Source organism: Photobacterium sp. Ph5, assembly GCF_022129445.1.
Taxonomy (GTDB): domain Bacteria; phylum Pseudomonadota; class Gammaproteobacteria; order Enterobacterales; family Vibrionaceae; genus Photobacterium.
In genome coordinates, this window is record NZ_JADQAQ010000033.1 from 1 (window position 1) to 17,141 (window position 17,141).

A 17,141-nucleotide genomic window follows, 5' to 3' on the forward strand; every position below is an offset into this window, starting at 1 on the left:
TAAGAGGTGATGATATCACCTCTGAGTAGGTGGCCAAATTTAATGTACCACTACATACACACGATTACTGCCGTGACAATGGCAGAGAGTTCGCAGGCCATCAAGAGATCGCAGAGGCGCTGGATGCAGATTGGTATTTTGCTCACCCGTATAACTCTTAGGAGCGAGGCGCAAATGAAAACGCCAATTGGTCTATTAAGGCAATATGTGAAGAAAGGGACGGGCCTGAGAACGGTGACGGATGACGATATTCAGTTTGCTCAATCAAGGATTAAAATTGTCCTAAAAAGTGTTTAGGATTCAAGCAGTCAGCCCTTATTTTCAAAGAGATGGCAATGGCTACTTGATATTAGAGAGTGTCGCACTTCGAAGTTGAATTCGGGAGCAATATGAATATTTAATCTCAGAAAGGAAAATATTAGAAATTATGATAATTCTTACAGAATAATATTTATCTATATAGTAGATTGATTTATAGACTGCATTGTTAACCGTGGTTAGTCTATATTTATGAGGAGTCTGAAAGGAGTATTCTATGGTTACTAATGACTATAAAGCATATATACAAGATATCATCACTCACTCTCATGGTGGATTTAGTCATCAGACATTGGCTAGAACTTTAGCCCATAATTTGAAATTATCTAGTGTTTCAAGTGAGTTAGTCGATTGTTGCTTGAAGTGCTGTAAAGATTTTGAAGAACAGGGATTATTGACATGTCATTTGTTACCAGATGAACATTTTTACTTTTCGCAAAATTCTAATTATTAATTCTATTTATTATATGTGGTAGGATCTTTTCTAATTTAGAGCTAACTGTCGGAATTTAAATGGGAATTGAAATTTATAAAGAGTTTATGTTTGAAGCCGCGCATAAACTGCCATATGTGCCTGATGGACATAAGTGTGGACGGTTACATGGGCATTCCTTTTTAGTTCGCCTTTACCTTTGTGGGGACATAGACCCTAATACGGGGTGGTTAATTGATTTTGCTGATGTGAAAAAGCTTTTTAAGCCTATATACGAACAACTAGACCATCATTACTTGAATGATATTAAAGGGTTAGAGAATCCTACAAGTGAAGTATTAGCTAAATGGATTTGGGAACAGACAAAACCGTTACTACCTTTGTTAAGTAAAGTTGAAGTAAAAGAAACTTGTACAGCAGGATGCATTTACACACCATAGTGAAATTATTTATTAAAAAAGGCTGCCTTCTAGGCCTGTCTCTTATACACAAATCCCTAAGCTGCAGCTTGGGGATTTTTTTGAACTAATTTTACGTTTCATGATCTGATCATCAAAGCAATGACAAGGATGATTATCATGACCTATATAGAACCAACTCTTTGGGCACAAAAACAATTCGGTCAAGCTGACCTTAATGACCCAAGACGAACTCAAAGACTCGTCACTTTTGCCGCCTCACTGGCTGAGCAACCTGGTATACCCGTCTCAAAACTCATCATCTCCCCTGCAGATATGGAAGGGGCTTTGTAGTGGTAGATTAAATTTGGACACCTACTCAGAGGTGATATCATTGTAAGCGCCTAATTAACCACACATTCTAATTAAAGCCCGCTTTTGTCATAGTTTTTCCGACTAAAAGGAGGAACTATGACACAATTCGAAAAACACCAGTATTGGACAGCTATCGTTAATCAGCAGCAAGATAGTGGTATTTCAATACCGCAATTTTGCAAACAGAACGATATCAATTACGCTAATTTTCATTATTGGATGAAGAAAATTGAACAAACTGATAATGAACAAATTGCCCATCAAGTCGTTATCAGTGAACCACCCATTTTAAATGGTGAAATAGTGGTTATTCATCTACCCAATGGAATTCGTGCGGAATTACCAGCGTCACTGACATTAATTCAGATTCAGACATGGCTTAAGGGGCTACAATGATCCCAAGTGGTGCTGTCTATCTTGTTCTGGTATCACCGATATGAGAAAGTCGATTGATGGCCTGTCTCTTATTGTCGCAGATGCGCTCGAAATGAATCCATTAAGCAGTGCATGGTTTATATTTTGTAATCGCGGCAAAGATAAAATCAAGATCCTCTTCTGGGATACAAATGGATTTTGGCTTTATTATCGGCGTTTAGAAAAAGGTCGTTTTAAATGGCCTAAACCAACGCCATCAGGTCATATTCATATATCCACTCAACAACTAAACTGGCTATTATCTGGACTCAACATTGAAAACCCTAACGCTCATCAGCCCCTTTATGGGCGAGAAGTGTGAGCTAGGATACTGATCATCATATTGGACTTGAACGATCCTTTTTCACTGTCAGACTAAGTGGGAATGAGTAACAACGAGCCCTAACTATGACCGAACTTCCTAATGATATAGAACAACTCAAAGCTATGTTGCTGAAGCTTCAGGAAGAAAATCAATATAAAGATGAAGCTATCGCTACATTAGAGAAAACAGTTCAAACTCAAGCAGAGGAAGTGGTTGAGTTAGAAAATAAGATGGCGTTGCTTCTAGAACAACTTAATCTGAGTAAATCTAAGCGTTTCACGGCTAAAAGTGAAAAAGAGCCGAAAGGTACCTTTAATGAAGCTGAGCAACAAAATGCCCTTCCAAAACAAACCCCAAAACATCATAAAAAAGGCAGAAATCCATTACCTGCAGAGCTAGAGCGTGAAGTTCATCAACACAAACTTAATACACCTTACTGTGATTGTTGCCATGAACCTCTGCATGAGTGTGGTATAGAAACATCGGAAGAGCTAAAAATCATCCCGCAAAAAGTCAGTGTCGTACGCCATGAGCGAACTAAATACGCTTGTCGACAATGCGAGAAAACGCAAACCACAAGTAAAATCATCACAGCTCCAAAGCCTGCCAATATGATCCCTAAAAGTATGGGGACACCTGAAGCGTTTGCCGCTGTTGTGACCGCTAAATATGTTGATGCGCTGCCGCTTTATCGTCAAGTCGAGATATTAAAGCGATCAGGCATTGAGTTAAGTCGCGGTACATTATCTAATTGGTGTGTACAGTTGGGCAATAAAGTAAATGTCATCATTGAAGCAATGAGAACACATTTATTGAAAGATAAACTGATTTGCGCAGATGAAACCACTGTTCAGGTATTGCGTGAGCAAGACCGAAGTGCACAGAGTAAATCTTACATGTGGGTTTATCGCAGCGGTGAGTTCGTTGAGCAACCCATTGTCATTTATGACTATCAGCCAAGTCGCGCTGGTCAATGCGTGAAAGACTTCTTGGGTGATTACTCTGGCTATCTGCTGACTGACGGTTATCAAGCTTATAATGGATTGGAGAATGTTATCCAAGCGGGATGTTTAGCACATGTTAGACGTAAGTTTACGGATGCACAAAAAGCCCAACCGAAGAAAAAATCAGGTCGAGTCGAAAAAGCGATTAATTTTATCGCCAAATTGTATGGCATTGAGCAAGAAGCGAAAGGATTAAGTGCGGTTGAACGACACCAATTACGTCAACAAAAATCGAAACCCATCTTAGATAAATTCCATGAGTGGTTACTTGAAACCCAAGATAAAATATTACCTAAAAGTCAGCTAGGCGGCGCAGTGAATTATGCCATTAATCAATGGCCAAAGTTACTCACGTATCTAGAGGATGGCGATATAAGTATCGATAATAATGTCACTGAACGGGACATCCGCCCGTTTACAACGGGACGGAAAAACTGGATGTTCTCGACGTCGGTCGAAGGAGCAACAGCGAGCGCTAATCTGTATAGCTTAGTGATGACGTGTCGTGCTAATAATATCAATCCGTATTACTACTTTGCGCACTTATTCAAAGTGCTACCAACCCGCACTTCGCAAGATGATCTTACTGATCTTATGCCCTGGAACTTCCTAATCGATGAGGCCTAATAAGGCCTCACTGCTTAATTAGACGCTTACCGTTAATCGAGAAACTCAGGAAGAGCCACAGCATAACAACGTTATGCAACGTATTCGATGTTCATCGCAGTAGCTATAAATATTGGCAAAGACGCCCAAAATCTATTTCTTTTGAATTGATTAAACTGTGTAGTTTAATCAAAGAGGTACATGCTGCAAGTAATGGTTCTGCTGGATTGCTTCTGTAAAGGCATTATGGCAAGGATGGTTTAGGTTACAAACCATCCTTGAAGGATATGAGCTAGCTAAGTCTCTTGAACACAATGACTTGTGATCAAGAGACAGGCCTTCTAGGCAACCTTTCGTTTAGTTGCGATATATAGCGTAGTCTTTTCTAAAACCTTTTTTGATTTCATATAGCTTTAGAAGGTTGGTTGCAAATAGTTGCTTTTCTGAACTGGTGTTTTGGAACCCATTCCATTTTCGTACAATGTCGGTTTTTGTACCATCGTGTGATAACTCTTTACCTAAGGGCCAATATCCATTGTTGAAGTAACAATCGTTTACTAGGATGTTTAATTCGCTTATAAAGAAATTAACGGATGGGATATCATTACCAGTACCAATATTTGATAATGTTAACTCTTCACATAATCTAGGCTCTTGAAAAACACGTAGCATATGCCGGCATAGATAAGAGAATCCTGCGATAGAAGTTCCATGTGTTATATATGTCTTCTTCATGTCGCGTGATTTTTTTGCCCAATCGTTTTCAAAAACTTCAGCTACAGCATTCCAGAAGTTACTGATAACGGTAATAAATTTACTTTTTTCTGATGCGGATAATTCTTGGTGTACTCGAACATCTAGAAGTTGAAGTATTTGGCGTTCAACATTATTTATAAAGTCGGTGATTGATGATTCAGCGATAAGCCCATCTTTATTACCATTTGATTTTATTAATAAATAAAGAGGAGAATCTTTACGTTTGAAACCAAGTTCTTCACTTACTGAAAGAGGAAATGCTTTTACCTCTAAAGATGCAGGCTTATAAATATCATTATATAAAGCAAGGGCATTTAATTGTACTGATGTAAGAGGTTTACCCAAATTAAGAATTAAGAATTGTTGAATGTAGTCAGTATCATCCTCTGAAATGAAAATAGATACAGGTAGAGGATAGCTATCATGACAACTATTTTTTACTCCACCAGAGCGTTGTTGACCATCAACGATTGAACCAGGAAGATCAATAGAAGCTCCCTCTGGATTATATGGTACGTTTAAGTAACCAAACTCAGAACCTTCAAATAATGGTTCAAATGAGACAGTGTTGTTAAAACCGATAACGAGGTTCGCTAAAATCGTTGAATTAGGAGACTCAACATACTCAGTAATAGATTCTATGTGTTTCGGTAGTTCGTTACGCTGGTAGCCATTAATGAATTCACCTTCACGAGTTAAATGTACAATTTTAGCTACATCTCGAACTTTCTTACCTTCTACCCAGCCAGTAAATACAGTTACGCCATTTACTGTTTCTTTAATAACTTTTATCTTTAATACTTGATTCATTAGAACAATTCTTCGATTACTGGCTGTTGTAAATTTTGGCTACTTAAAGTATTTAATACAATATCTTTATGCTGAGTCACAATAGCAAGATTATGAATTCCACGGCGACGATTGGTTTGATTTGAACGGAAAATAATATTCATTAGACCCTTCTCACAGATACCACATCGACACTCTTTCCATAAACGCATGTTTAAGAACTTACGATATTTCTCACTTTCTTTTGCTAATTGCGCATGTTTTGATTCATTTAGGTATGCATCGTTTGTAACTTTTTCATAAGCCATAATGGCTTTAAACGTGCCATCAATATCATACCCTGTCTTGTCAAACTCGATTAGTTTGCTTATACAGTCTGTCTCTAGACGTTTAAGGCATTCATTGACTGATAGTGAAGAGTTTGATAAATCAATGTCAAATTCGTCATTTCTTTGCATTTGAATGATAAGTGCTTGCAGCGAATCTCGATTTTTTTCAATGTGTTTTTGAACATTATCATGGTCGCATTGACGAAGACGTATTGATACATACTCTTCAACCTTTTTCGATTCTTCATTGATCCAATAGTATTTACCACCTTTCAGTCCTTGCATGAGAGGTGAGGTACTATCTGCACTAGTGACACCAGCTTTAACATAAGCAGGGATATTTTCAAAACGGCAAATGCCAAGAAGGTGGAAAACAGTGTCAGGGTGTTTTGTTTTCCCTAGAGCATCGAGTAGTTTAAGTAAGTCATCTGTTTTAGATTTTACCATACCACCGATCGTTATTCGTCTGTATCCCATGTCTTCTAGTGCTTTTACTGAGGCCACAAACGAATCTATATCATAACCATGGGCGACACCATATGGTTTAAATGATCTTCCTTTAGACTTCTCAAGAAATTCTTCAGCATTTTTTAATGTAATTGCTATTCGACGTTTAGCTTCTTTGACTGTATCTTCATCAAGAACATTTTCGTCATTAGTAAATGCAAATACAATGTGGTCGAGTGAAATACCGTAGTCGAATTTTCCTCGCTCATAGAACTCAATCAATTCATCGATGGTAAATGGGGGCTCATATTCATTGGCATAGTCAAATGCTCCACAGTCTCCCATTAACATGACTGATTTTAGTTGTGGTGATGTGTTTAAACGAAGAAATTCTCTTGCACCTTTGAAGTAAAAGTCTTCTGTTAGCTCAGTTTCATAGTATTTTCCCCGCTTTTGCATTGTGCCAACGCCAGCTAAAGATACCAGCATACCGTTATAAGGTAATTTGTTTAAAATCTGATGAGGATAAACATCATCATCGTATACTCGAGGATGTTTTGTACGGCTACTGTCTCGACCATCAAATTTTGGATCTACAAAATCTTTGTTATCTGGGAAAAAAAAACTGAATTTGGTCATTTTACTACCTGTTTGAAAAGAGCTTTGAAACGAGTATCTAGGCAAGCATTTCCTTGTGATTGATACTGCTTCAGTAATGAAGCACATCCAATATTAGGCGTATCTTTTAAGGCTCTTTCGATAAAATTTAGTATGAATTCGTCCGATTGTTGCTGTCTTTTGGGTTTCGTTGGGGGTGCTACATCTTTAACTAATTCATTTAACTCATTAATAATGCTATTAACTGTTGAACCATCAACTAACATTTTCATAACGACACACCCTACATGTGTCGTTAATGTTCTATCTGTTATAGAACTATTGTTGAAAATTTGTTGTGGTACATTCTTAAATCTAGAATCAGACTTTATACAATTACTCTTAATAGCAGCGGACATTTTACTGATATCAGAGCAGATAACAATCAGTTGTTTTTCAGTATCAGATAGTGATGTGATGGCATTGTGAAGATCATCTTTGATTGCAAATAAATACTCCTTCCCACAGCAGATGATAAAAGTATCATTAGGGTGATCTTTAAATAGGTCCTTTATCGAACCGCTAAAATTAAAGTATTCATTTGTAGTGACTTTCTTCCACCACTGGTTGGTAGGTGATGGAACTTTATGCTTACTTGGTGAGAATGAAGCATTGTAAGGTGGAATTTTTTGTTTGGAGTCTAGAAGGCCAAAACCTGCTGATAACACATGCATATCAATGTTTAGTTCTTCACAAGTTTTTTTTGCAATTTTAAAACTTTGCCCTGTATATAACTCATCAACTGATACTAGTACCCCTTCTTGTCCATATGGACCAAGTTGTGTAAACCAGTTCAAATAATTATTATTTTTGTAATTATTCAAGCACTGTTTATCAGATGGTATAACCGACTTTCGAGCTGTACAAGTAGTAATGAAGTGAATGTTTTTCATCTAACAATTTAAATTTTTAAATATTAAATTTATGGTATATATAAGTCTAAGTTACTTGTCAAAGAATACTTATGTATGCTTGTTTTTATGATAAATTTTTACAAGATGATTAGTAAGTATATTTATATCTTTAGATAAGTTTTGTATTTGGTTCCATTTTTTTATTAAGTCAATACCATTATTGTCTTTCCCAAAGTTCCAATATCCTTCATGCCAATGGCAATAAGGTTTTATAGTATATAATTGTTTTTCAAAGAAATTTAACATATCATCATTTTGTTCGTGATGAATAAAGTCATAATAGAATTCATCAAATAACTGTCCTAACGCTTGTATTCCCGCCCCATGAAATAATCTTGATTTCTTGGGGGGGAGTCCCCAGTCATCAGGAAAAACATTTTTTACGGCTTCAAAAAAGGTTGAAATCGTTTTTAAAATAATCGAATATGATTTTAGTTGAATATTGCCACTCTCCAAGTCTCTAAAATCATAGATTGCTCCATCTCTAATACTGCTATCTACCATTTTTATTATTGAATTATCAGCGATTACTCCATTAGGGTTTGTTATCATTTTAATTAATTTGAATAGTGGGGAGTTAGGATTGAAATTTAAATCTTGAGTTATTTTTGATGGTATTTTTTTCTTCATCATATCATAGGATAATGTTGATTCTGTATGAGGAAGGAGTTCGTAAATTAGTGATTTGGATAATGGCTTTGCTGCATTTATAAGAATAAACTGTTGTCGCTGAAAACTAGGTTCATCACTAATAAATATAGAAACGGGTAATTCAAAGTTATCATTATAACTGCTTGTTAATGCTGCTATTCTCTGCTGGCCGTCAACAATAAAACCGGGAGGATTTCCTGTCGATAGATTTGACAGTGTAGGAATACTAATTTCTCCCAAATCGCTATTATCTGGAAATGGTGTAAAAGTCACACTAGAGTCAAAACAAATAACAACAGAATTAGGTATAATAGAGTTGTCTGAATTAATATATTCTTTTATTTTTTCTATATGATTTAATACATGTGTTCTTTGGTACCCATATAATTCATTATCATCTCCTCTATGTATTCTCTCAATTCTGCAAAAATTATTTATTTCTTTTCTATTCATTTTTGTTATAAAAACAGGGTTTTCTGGAGATTGGTTTAATTTTATAGCGGTTTTTTTTAACATGATTCATTACCTAATATAGAGAACATCTTATAAATAACATGTAGATTATGAAACCCTCTTCTTTTATTCCACTCTGAACCCCTTATTATAATCACATCAATACTTAATGATTTACAGATGTCGCAATTACAATATTTCCATGGTTTATCAGATAGAACTTCAATATATTTATTTATTGTTTTTTTATTTGGTATTTTACCTGAATATAATTTCTCATAAGCAATAATTGAATTTAGTGTCTTTTCTAAACTTATTTTATTTTTATCGTAATATCTTAGATTGTTTAATACGTTATATTCTAATGTTCTTACGTTCTCTATAGATAATTTCCCTGATGATATTTTTTTCTTTAAATTATTGTTGTTCTCAGGATGAGGGATTTTTATTGCAATATAATTCTTATGATTATAATAATAGTTATTACATCTATCCTTAAATGCTTGCTTTAGAGGAGAAGTGCTATCAATACTTGAAACATTTAAAGATTGATATTTTTTTAAATAATTAAGTCTGTTAATTCCTAATAAATGATATTTTGTATTTGCTTTTGTTTTTATTTTTAAATCTTCAAGGATTGATAAAACACTATCACTTCTTAAAGGTATTAACCCACCAAGAGTAATATTTTTAAAGCCCATTTTTTGGAGTTTATTAACTGAGTATAAGTATGATTCATTATTCCAACCATGAGCAACACCATAGGGGATGAAATTTAGACTTTTAGATCTTTTAATAAACTCTTCAGCATTAAATAGTGATATTTCTATCCTCTCTTTTGCCTTTAAAATACGGTCTTTGCTTATTTTTTTTACTCTGCCAGTTTTATAATTCTTGCTTTCATAATCAAAGACAATATGATCTAAAGATATCCCCAGATCAACATTTGCATTGCAGTAAAACTCTATTACTTCATCTGTTGTAAACGGTGGTTTTGTTAGATTTGAATAAGCAAATGCTCCACAATCGCCCATAACAAGCATATTTTTAGGTAAGCGGAAGTAAGTGTGAGATCTTTCTCGGTAGAATCGAAACTTTTGCTGAGGTGAGTATTGTGTTCTACCTGGTGAATCAGGAATACCATCAATGAATGCTTTTGATATTAGCAATCCATCATAAGGTTTCTGAAGCATTGCTTCATGGGCATATAGGTCGTCGCGCTGCCGTATTCTATATGGACTACGTTTTTCTGTATAAAAATCAAAGGAAGGATCAATAAAATCATGACTATCAGGGAAAAAAAAATTCATATTAACCTCCTTTGTCATAACTATAGTCTAATAGTTTTGAAGTAGCTAGTAATCATAACAATAAAAAATTATTAAATTTTTTATGAAATAATATTTTACATTATTTTCTAGTAGTTTGCTTTTTTAAACTATAAGTTTAGTGTATTTTAGATATTTATTGCAACTTGATGCTTATTGATTTTATGTGATAAAGTTTTCATTATTGTTAACTTGAGAGGGTGTTATTTTTGTTTAGTAAATAATACATTGATCACAGCGCAGTAATTATAAATTACTTATGTTATCTTTTTGAATATTAAATTTTCTATCAGTTATCGTTGATAATTACTCATTTATCTATTTTTAAGTTCTTAATTTGAATTTTTAATGGTCTTGTATATTCAATGAATAATTTAATAACTCTATTAAACATTAATGACAAATAAGCATTGTCTATATCTATTTTATGACATTGAGGTCAATATGCCATCAGTTCGAGTGGGCTCTCTTGTTAAAAGTTCAAATGCGTTTCGTGGAATAGGAAAAATAGTCGCGATAAATCAAGAAACTTCATCTGCTGATGTCGGCTTTTTTGCTTCTCCGCTAAGACCATTTGCTAATATAGTTAATGTTTCTGCTACAGACCTTCGATTAGTAACATCTCTTGGATTAAATACTGAGGTGTTTGTGCTGTTCCCTGGTTCTTCTTCGTGGAAAATGGGGCACTACCAAGGTGAAAGACCAAATGAGCAAGCGCTTATCTATTTTTCTAGAGAAATGAAAGATGTTTATGATTTCGGTGATTTATTCATTCCTAATGCCTATCCTGACGAGAAATTTGTTGTTGAAGAATTTTTGAAGGGGCAAGGTGCGTCATCTCCTTTTTTGTGTAATGCATTAGCTAATTTCTATCAAGAGTATTTTGCTCAGAGACGTTCTTGTCGTTCAATTTCAGCGTTGCTGTCGAGTTCGGTTGAGTTAGAAAAGCATCAATTAGCCGCTGTCTATGAAGTCCTTAAGGACTCAGAAAAGAAATATTTGCTGTGTGATGAAGTTGGTCTCGGTAAGACGATTGAAGCCGGTTTTATCATTCGTCAGCATGTATTAGAACGAGGACGAGAATCAAAGGTACTTGTATTGGTTCCTGAGGCACTGACTCATCAATGGGTGAGAGAATTATCAGATCGCTTCCATCTTGGATCGTTACTCAATACAGACGAAGATAATGCTGATCCAAATATTCATATTTTGACCTATGCTCAGGCGCTGACGTACGCATTCGATCCAACGATGGTGGTTATTGATGAGGCGCATCAAATTTCAAGTTATCCATTTAATGGGAAATGGTTAGAGAGGGAGCAATTTATTGCTATTTCTAAGCTTGCCAATCATTCAGGCGTAACTCTGTTGCTAACGGGAACGCCGATGGCTGGGCACGATTCGGCTTATTTGGCATTGCTGCACTTATTGAATGCCAATGACTTTCCATTGATCGATAGAACGATTGAACTGTTCAATAAGTTACTGCCTATTCAAGATCGAATTCGTGAGTTAAGCCGTATCTTTGTACCAGAGAATGAAGACTTTCTTCTTTATACTTCACTCAATGACTTATTGGATCTGGATATTGGAGACCCTAACTTAGAAGTAATGGTAGAAGCGTTGCTTCCTCAAGTTAACATGTTTGCACTTGAAAAAGACCTTGAGTTACGTGATCGTCTCATTGGTGAGTTGTTGTCTTATTTGAATAATAAGTGCCTGTTTAGTTACCGAATGATTCGTACCTCGAGATCAACAGGTCTATTAGATAATGACGTTAATGAAATTGAAAACCTGTTCCCAGGCCTAAATCCTGTTCAAACGGTTACATGGAATGCACCAAACAATGAAGCTTACCTAGATGAGCATTTTGAACAGTATCGCTCTGAAATGGTGGGCAATGACGCGTTTAAGCAATTGAACATCTCACAGTTTAAGCAGTTAGTTGAAGCATTGCTAACCAGTCCAATTTCTTTCAAATCAGCAGTTGATCGCTATCTGAAAACAGTGAGTTGTACCAGTGATGAACGTTCTCACTGGCAGTATATGCTAGAGCAATTTGATTGCGAGCAATTAAGCAAAAACAAATCAACGGCATTTGCGCTAACAAAATGGTTAGAGGATATGCCTGACGGTAAGGCAGTCATTTTTTGTGGAGATTGTTTAACTGCCGACAATGTGTATCAGTTCCTTGTTGATAACATTTCAACTGGTGTAGAACGTCATCAACAAGGCAAAACTCCTGCTTTTGTTACCGATAGCGCGGTAAGAGTCTTGGTTTGTGATGAAAAAGGTGAAGATGGTTTGAACCTCCAGGGACAGCGTCGCCTAGCGATACATTACAGCATTCCAATGGAGATCAGTCGCATTGAGCAGCGCAATGGTCGCTTGAATCGATACAGTGCATTGTCGACGGGAGTGTGCCCTATCGATACTATGATTTTATCGACGGAGAGAGCCACACTGTATAGTAAGTGGGTCCAAGCGCTGACGATGGGAGTAGGTTGTTTTTCTCACTATCGTGCCAATATTCAAGATGAAATTGATACATTGCTAAACCAAGAAGTGTGGCCAGCGGTTTGGGAAGAGGGCTACCTTGCATTTGAAGATGCTGAAGTAAAGCTAAAAGATAAGACAAAGCAGACGTATGAGCACTTAGATATTATCGCTAAGCTTGCAACGGTAGATATCGATGCAGAAAAGGCAGAAAAACTATTAGCAGAAATACGCAATGATGATGAGGTTTTTGAAGAGTCATCTTCATTAACAGATTGGATTACGGAAGGGATTTTATTTCAAAAACTACGAGGCGAAACCAAGGATCTTTATCGGTTTAAGTACATATCGGGCCTGACAAAGATGCGCTCGTCAACTTTAATCGACAAATGTATCGTTGGCCTTGATATTGAAGCATCAGATTACTCATCGCCAGTGACTCAAGAATTGTCTTTGTCACGATTGAATAGTGTGAGGAATGGCAGTTACCCATTACGATACGGGCAACCATTTGTTGATGCGATTGCTGAGGCTTCTTTGTTATCACCGTTAGGAAACTGCAGTGCTATTATCCGTCAGATCCCAATTAAGCAAGAACCATCGCTGTATTTTATTCCGCAATGGTTAGTCGAAGGTGAGACGTATTCTGCATCTGAACAACTCGCGGTTGATTCTCAATATCCACCGGTTGTTTACCAAGAGGTGTTTGGTGAAAATGGCAAGCTTACTGTACAGAATATGGCAACCTTAATTAAAGCGGGATACAGCACGAAACAGTCTCAAATAGAGATTGGTAGCAGTCCAGTACCTTATCAAGACACTAATATCACTATCCAATCTGATGTTAGTAATACTGATGTATGGCAGTTAGTTGAAACGTTAGCGAATAAAGACCGATTTAATAGTGCATTAGACTTAGTACTTGAGAAGAGCAAGGCACTTGCTATCGAGAAGTTTGAACAACAAAGTGAATTCGAGGATGTTGTTTCTAAAGCGAAGTTGCTGACTTTGAAGTATGTATTGTTGATTGGTTCTTAGCTATGAAATTCTGTGAATTTTATCCAAATTACATGTTAGAAAACCTTAAGTCAGAGGTTGAGTTCTTTTTTGATTCTCAATTCAAGAGCCGTTTTATACAGGCATTGGATTCTCCGGAATTAACACTGACAGAGTTCTGGTATTTAACCAAAGATTTACTGGCAACAGAAGATGATCTAGATAGTGCGCGCTTGAGACTTGGCAAAAGACCAACTAAAGAGGAGTTGGCCGCTGGAATTAGTGCTGGCTTAAAATTCGATCCAATTTCTGATTCTGTCGCTTTGGAACCGGGTGCTGTAGATGCGTATGCTGATCCTATTTATAAACAGGTGATAAAGCGTTATTCCGAGCAACCACCACATGACCCAGTGTTAGAGAGACTAAACCTGCCGTTTGACACTTACACAACGCCAGCACAACGTGAAGCAGTAAGATTGACACTTGCCTCAAAGCCAGATGCGACCGTGATTGTGAACTTGCCAACCGGTTGTGGTAAGACACTTATTACCGAAACGCTAACGGCTTTCAGTCGTTCAGATGAGTTAACTGTCGTGGTAATACCCACGACAGCACTTGCTTTAGATCAAGCGAAGCGCATGAGGAAATCCATCACCAGAATGGGGTATCAACCTTGTACAGAGTATGCTTGGCGTGGTGAATTAAGCAAGGATGCTAAAGCGCAAATCAAAGCTGATATTTTATCCGGGAAGCAGAGAGTATTATTTGTTTCGCCTGAGTCTATGGTAAGTGGAATCTTACCGACTCTGTTTAAAGCTGTTGAAGCGAAGATTCTCAAGAATATCGTTTTTGATGAAGCACATTTGATCGATACGTGGGGTGATGACTTTCGTCCAGACTTTCAAAAGTTGGGGGCGCTTTTACAAGCACTGAAAAAGAAAGGCGGATGTTTTAGAAAGGTATTCTTATCTGCGACATTTACGGATCAGTCCTTAGTAACCATTAAAGCATTGTTTGGTGATCCCCAAACGACTCCTACTTTGATAAATGGCGCTTTCTTACGCCCAGAGCCGATTTGTATAAAACAAGAAGTTTCACGAGAGAATTATATTCAGACGGTGGTGGATAAAGTACTTAGTTCTCCTAAGCCTCTGCTCGTATATGCGTCTACAAAGACAGAGTGTGATGATATTTATCAAGAGCTTTCTGAAAAAGGGGTTAATAGAGTCCGCTTGTTTACTGGTGATACAGAAGACACTGAACGCTCAGAGATCATTGAACAGTGGGATGCCAATAACCTAGATATTATAGTAGCGACAACAGCTTTTGGTGTTGGGATGGATAAAGGTGACGTAAGAACCGTCATTCATGCTGGACTGAGCCAAAATATTGATGGGTATTATCAAGAAATTGGTCGTAGTGGTCGTGATGGAAAAGCTTCTTATTGTGAAGTTATTTACCATCAAGAGCAACTGACTAACCGTAGCCACAGTAAAAAAATAGGGATTGAACTTGGCTTTAAACGTTGGAACTCAATGTGGAAACAACGTTCGGAGGTTGGCGATAACTTATTTGAAATTCAAGTAAATAATCAAGCCGACCATATAGAAAAAAACTCTGATGGTAATGAAACCTGGAATTGGAAAACACTCCTGCTTATGCAACGAGCTGGTTTGTTGTACTTATGCTATCCAGATGCTTCTTTAGTCCCAGATAACGAAGATGATTGGGCGAAATTCTGGTCTGATTTTACCAATAAAGTTGTTGTAGAGGTTCTGCATGATAGACATGTCATTAAGACTACATGGGAAGGGCTGGTTGATACTCATCGATCTCAAGAAAATACGGTTCTCAAGAAGCGTAGTGAATTATTACTTGACTGGGTAATGGATAAAAAGTCTCTTGGTGAGGTTTTGCAAGTTAGTTTTACGCTAGATAACTTCATGCCATTGAGAGTATGTGGTCGAAGAGATGTTGAAAATGGAAGGGCGACAAGTAAGACCTTAGTCGGCGATGTTTTCACTGTATCCCAACCCTCAGATGGTTCAAATAGTCTTGAGCAGTATTACTTTGACTCAACCCCATGCTCTGTTGAGCGTTTGATGGATCTGTTCAAGCTGAAAGTGAACTGTGGTGAAGTAACCACCCTCGTTTGTAGCGAAAACTTTCTACAGCAAGCAAAACCTTATTTGGATTCCTCTATTCGTAATGTTTGGTTTTATACTCCCTTTGATGTGTACGAGGATAATGACTCGGCTTTATATGAATACAGTAAGTTTATTGTGCAGGATGAAGTGTATTCACATTCATGTATAAAGGTGCCATTCACCTTAATGGAAAAATTTCCTAGCTACTTCTTTGGAAACTCTGAACTGAAAGATCCGTTTAACCCCCATAGAAGATGGTGGGAGTCGAGCAACAATATTAAGAATATCAATACATTGACGAAGATATAGTTATGGCAATTATTAATAACGCACACCCAGGTAGTCATATCCCTACCTTGCAACTAATTGATGAATTGTTGAACAACATGAAGTCCAAAAACAGTGATGCAAAAATATTAGAATCTAAATTACTTAGTTCATCTATGCCCGATGGCCTTTATTTGAGAGAAGAATCAGACGGTTCTTTAAAGCCTAATCTAAATGCTCAGAAAAAGATGGGCCAGTCTCTGTCTTTTTGGGGAAATTATGGGTTATGGGAAGTGTCAAAGTCAGAACAAGAAATAACATACTCAGCAACCAGTCCGCTTTGTAACTCTGCAAATCTACCTAAACGAATTATTGATGTCATTTCTAAACAGTACATTCAAGATGGTGAGTTGACTATCTCATTGAATGATTATTTTAAAGATGATGACTTATCTAAAGACTTTTCGTTGTTTGTATTAGCGATGTGTTTTTTCTTATATCAAGAAGAAATCACTTTCGGTAAGAATAATCCTTTTACAGCTAGTGGTGCTTATGAACTGATGGTCAGCAGCGTGATTCCGGATGCGGCAAAAATTACCTACAACAAAAGTAATGAATCTGCTGGAGTCATTAATTATGGACATCTGCTTGGTTTGTTAGAAGTCGTTGGTAAAGACACTTATGTTGCTGACCCTACGAGGTTTATACAGTGGCATTTGGGCCGTATTTTTGAATCGAAAGATGAAATGTCGCTACAAGAACTGCTAGATGAATTAAATAATATCCTACCTATTTTTGATACTGGTGCATATCAAGATGAGTTACCACAGTATCTCAATACCAAGAGGCCAGAACTTGTATCACGTAGTGGTAATGTTCGCCTATCTTCGTCAATGAGCCTAGCACTGTTTCGTTTGGAGTCGATGAATGTGCTTCGTTTGGAGGCACGTTCAGATAGTAGTAGGCGTTTTGAACTCACTTTACCAAAGACGACACTTACCGAAGTAACTAACATCAGATTTATTAGAGCGTAGTAAA

At 36.8% G+C, this 17,141-nt stretch carries 13 protein-coding genes and 3 pseudogenes; 11 read left to right on the forward strand and 5 right to left on the reverse strand.

Annotation, left to right across the window (positions count from 1 at the left end; genetic code table 11):
- Positions 1–74: 74 nt before the first annotated feature.
- From I3259_RS13265 to I3259_RS13300, 8 genes and pseudogenes are all read left to right on the forward strand, one after another.
- Positions 75–347: pseudogene (locus I3259_RS13265) on the forward strand (IS30 family transposase); the annotation flags it as partial.
- A gap of 188 nt (positions 348–535) precedes the next feature.
- Positions 536–772 carry a hypothetical protein gene (locus tag I3259_RS13270; protein WP_238030058.1) on the forward strand — a complete coding sequence of 79 codons (237 nt, stop codon included), beginning with the start codon at positions 536–538 and terminating at the stop codon, positions 770–772.
- Between the two features lie 59 nt (positions 773–831).
- Positions 832–1,191, forward strand: a complete 360-nt coding sequence (gene queD, locus I3259_RS13275) for a 6-carboxytetrahydropterin synthase QueD (protein ID WP_238030059.1) — start codon at positions 832–834, stop codon at positions 1,189–1,191.
- Positions 1,192–1,329: 138 nt separating this feature from the next.
- Positions 1,330–1,497: pseudogene (locus tag I3259_RS13280) on the forward strand (transposase DNA-binding-containing protein); the annotation flags it as partial.
- A gap of 123 nt (positions 1,498–1,620) precedes the next feature.
- Positions 1,621–1,920, forward strand: coding sequence for an IS66 family insertion sequence element accessory protein TnpB (locus I3259_RS13285; RefSeq protein WP_238030060.1), 300 nt, complete (start codon positions 1,621–1,623; stop codon positions 1,918–1,920).
- Between the two features lie 31 nt (positions 1,921–1,951).
- Positions 1,952–2,260: an IS66 family insertion sequence element accessory protein TnpB gene (gene tnpB, locus I3259_RS13290; protein WP_346015700.1), complete on the forward strand. Its 309-nt coding sequence runs from the start codon at positions 1,952–1,954 to the stop codon at positions 2,258–2,260.
- A gap of 86 nt (positions 2,261–2,346) precedes the next feature.
- A complete protein-coding gene (locus tag I3259_RS13295) occupies positions 2,347–3,894 on the forward strand; it encodes an IS66 family transposase (protein WP_238030062.1) in 1,548 nt (515 codons plus the stop codon).
- Between the two features lie 32 nt (positions 3,895–3,926).
- Positions 3,927–4,100: pseudogene (locus tag I3259_RS13300) on the forward strand (IS3 family transposase); the annotation flags it as partial.
- Between the two features lie 130 nt (positions 4,101–4,230).
- Here the strand turns inward: I3259_RS13300 and I3259_RS13305 are convergent.
- The 5 genes from I3259_RS13305 to dpdA (I3259_RS13325) form a co-directional block, all read right to left on the reverse strand.
- Positions 4,231–5,439: a DGQHR domain-containing protein gene (locus I3259_RS13305; protein WP_238030063.1), complete on the reverse strand. Its 1,209-nt coding sequence runs from the start codon at positions 5,437–5,439 to the stop codon at positions 4,231–4,233.
- Complete coding sequence (gene dpdA, locus I3259_RS13310; protein ID WP_238030064.1) at positions 5,439–6,833, reverse strand: tRNA-guanine transglycosylase DpdA; 1,395 nt, start codon at positions 6,831–6,833, stop codon at positions 5,439–5,441. Before dpdA (I3259_RS13310) ends, I3259_RS13305 begins: the two co-directional genes overlap by 1 nt.
- On the reverse strand, positions 6,830–7,744 hold the full coding sequence (locus tag I3259_RS13315) for a DUF6884 domain-containing protein (RefSeq protein ID WP_238030065.1): 915 nt from the start codon (positions 7,742–7,744) through the stop codon (positions 6,830–6,832). Before I3259_RS13315 ends, dpdA (I3259_RS13310) begins: the two co-directional genes overlap by 4 nt.
- A gap of 69 nt (positions 7,745–7,813) precedes the next feature.
- Complete coding sequence (dbpB, locus tag I3259_RS13320) at positions 7,814–8,932, reverse strand: DGQHR domain-containing protein DpdB (protein WP_238030066.1); 1,119 nt, start codon at positions 8,930–8,932, stop codon at positions 7,814–7,816.
- Complete coding sequence (dpdA, locus tag I3259_RS13325) at positions 8,926–10,179, reverse strand: tRNA-guanine transglycosylase DpdA (RefSeq protein ID WP_238030067.1); 1,254 nt, start codon at positions 10,177–10,179, stop codon at positions 8,926–8,928. The genes dbpB and dpdA (I3259_RS13325) overlap by 7 nt, the downstream gene beginning before the upstream one ends.
- A 462-nt stretch (positions 10,180–10,641) precedes the next feature.
- On the opposite strand from dpdA (I3259_RS13325), the gene dpdE reads away from it, so the two are divergent.
- From dpdE to dpdG, 3 genes are read left to right on the forward strand one after another with little or no spacing between them, the layout of a single operon-like run.
- Positions 10,642–13,731: a protein DpdE gene (gene dpdE / locus I3259_RS13330; RefSeq protein WP_238030068.1), complete on the forward strand. Its 3,090-nt coding sequence runs from the start codon at positions 10,642–10,644 to the stop codon at positions 13,729–13,731.
- Between the two features lie 32 nt (positions 13,732–13,763).
- Entirely contained in the window at positions 13,764–16,145 is a 2,382-nt protein-coding gene (dpdF, locus tag I3259_RS13335) for a protein DpdF (RefSeq protein ID WP_269130328.1), read from the forward strand.
- Between the two features lie 2 nt (positions 16,146–16,147).
- Positions 16,148–17,137 carry a protein DpdG gene (gene dpdG / locus I3259_RS13340; protein WP_238030070.1) on the forward strand — a complete coding sequence of 330 codons (990 nt, stop codon included), beginning with the start codon at positions 16,148–16,150 and terminating at the stop codon, positions 17,135–17,137.
- Positions 17,138–17,141 lie beyond the last annotated feature (4 nt).

What these genes read in the sequence shown, in the direction of transcription:
- I3259_RS13315 (WP_238030065.1), bottom strand. Translation starts at nt 7,744, where the DNA reads ATGAAAAACATTCACTTCATTACTACTTGTACAGCTCGAAAGTCGGTT.
- I3259_RS13285 (WP_238030060.1), top strand. Translation starts at nt 1,621, where the DNA reads ATGACACAATTCGAAAAACACCAGTATTGGACAGCTATCGTTAATCAG.
- I3259_RS13270 (WP_238030058.1), top strand. Translation starts at nt 536, where the DNA reads ATGGTTACTAATGACTATAAAGCATATATACAAGATATCATCACTCAC.
- dpdA (WP_238030067.1), bottom strand. Translation starts at nt 10,179, where the DNA reads ATGAATTTTTTTTTCCCTGATAGTCATGATTTTATTGATCCTTCCTTT.
- dpdA (WP_238030064.1), bottom strand. Translation starts at nt 6,833, where the DNA reads ATGACCAAATTCAGTTTTTTTTTCCCAGATAACAAAGATTTTGTAGAT.
- dbpB (WP_238030066.1), bottom strand. Translation starts at nt 8,932, where the DNA reads ATGTTAAAAAAAACCGCTATAAAATTAAACCAATCTCCAGAAAACCCT.
- queD (WP_238030059.1), top strand. Translation starts at nt 832, where the DNA reads ATGGGAATTGAAATTTATAAAGAGTTTATGTTTGAAGCCGCGCATAAA.
- dpdE (WP_238030068.1), top strand. Translation starts at nt 10,642, where the DNA reads ATGCCATCAGTTCGAGTGGGCTCTCTTGTTAAAAGTTCAAATGCGTTT.
- dpdG (WP_238030070.1), top strand. Translation starts at nt 16,148, where the DNA reads ATGGCAATTATTAATAACGCACACCCAGGTAGTCATATCCCTACCTTG.
- I3259_RS13295 (WP_238030062.1), top strand. Translation starts at nt 2,347, where the DNA reads ATGACCGAACTTCCTAATGATATAGAACAACTCAAAGCTATGTTGCTG.
- dpdF (WP_269130328.1), top strand. Translation starts at nt 13,764, where the DNA reads ATGTTAGAAAACCTTAAGTCAGAGGTTGAGTTCTTTTTTGATTCTCAA.
- I3259_RS13305 (WP_238030063.1), bottom strand. Translation starts at nt 5,439, where the DNA reads ATGAATCAAGTATTAAAGATAAAAGTTATTAAAGAAACAGTAAATGGC.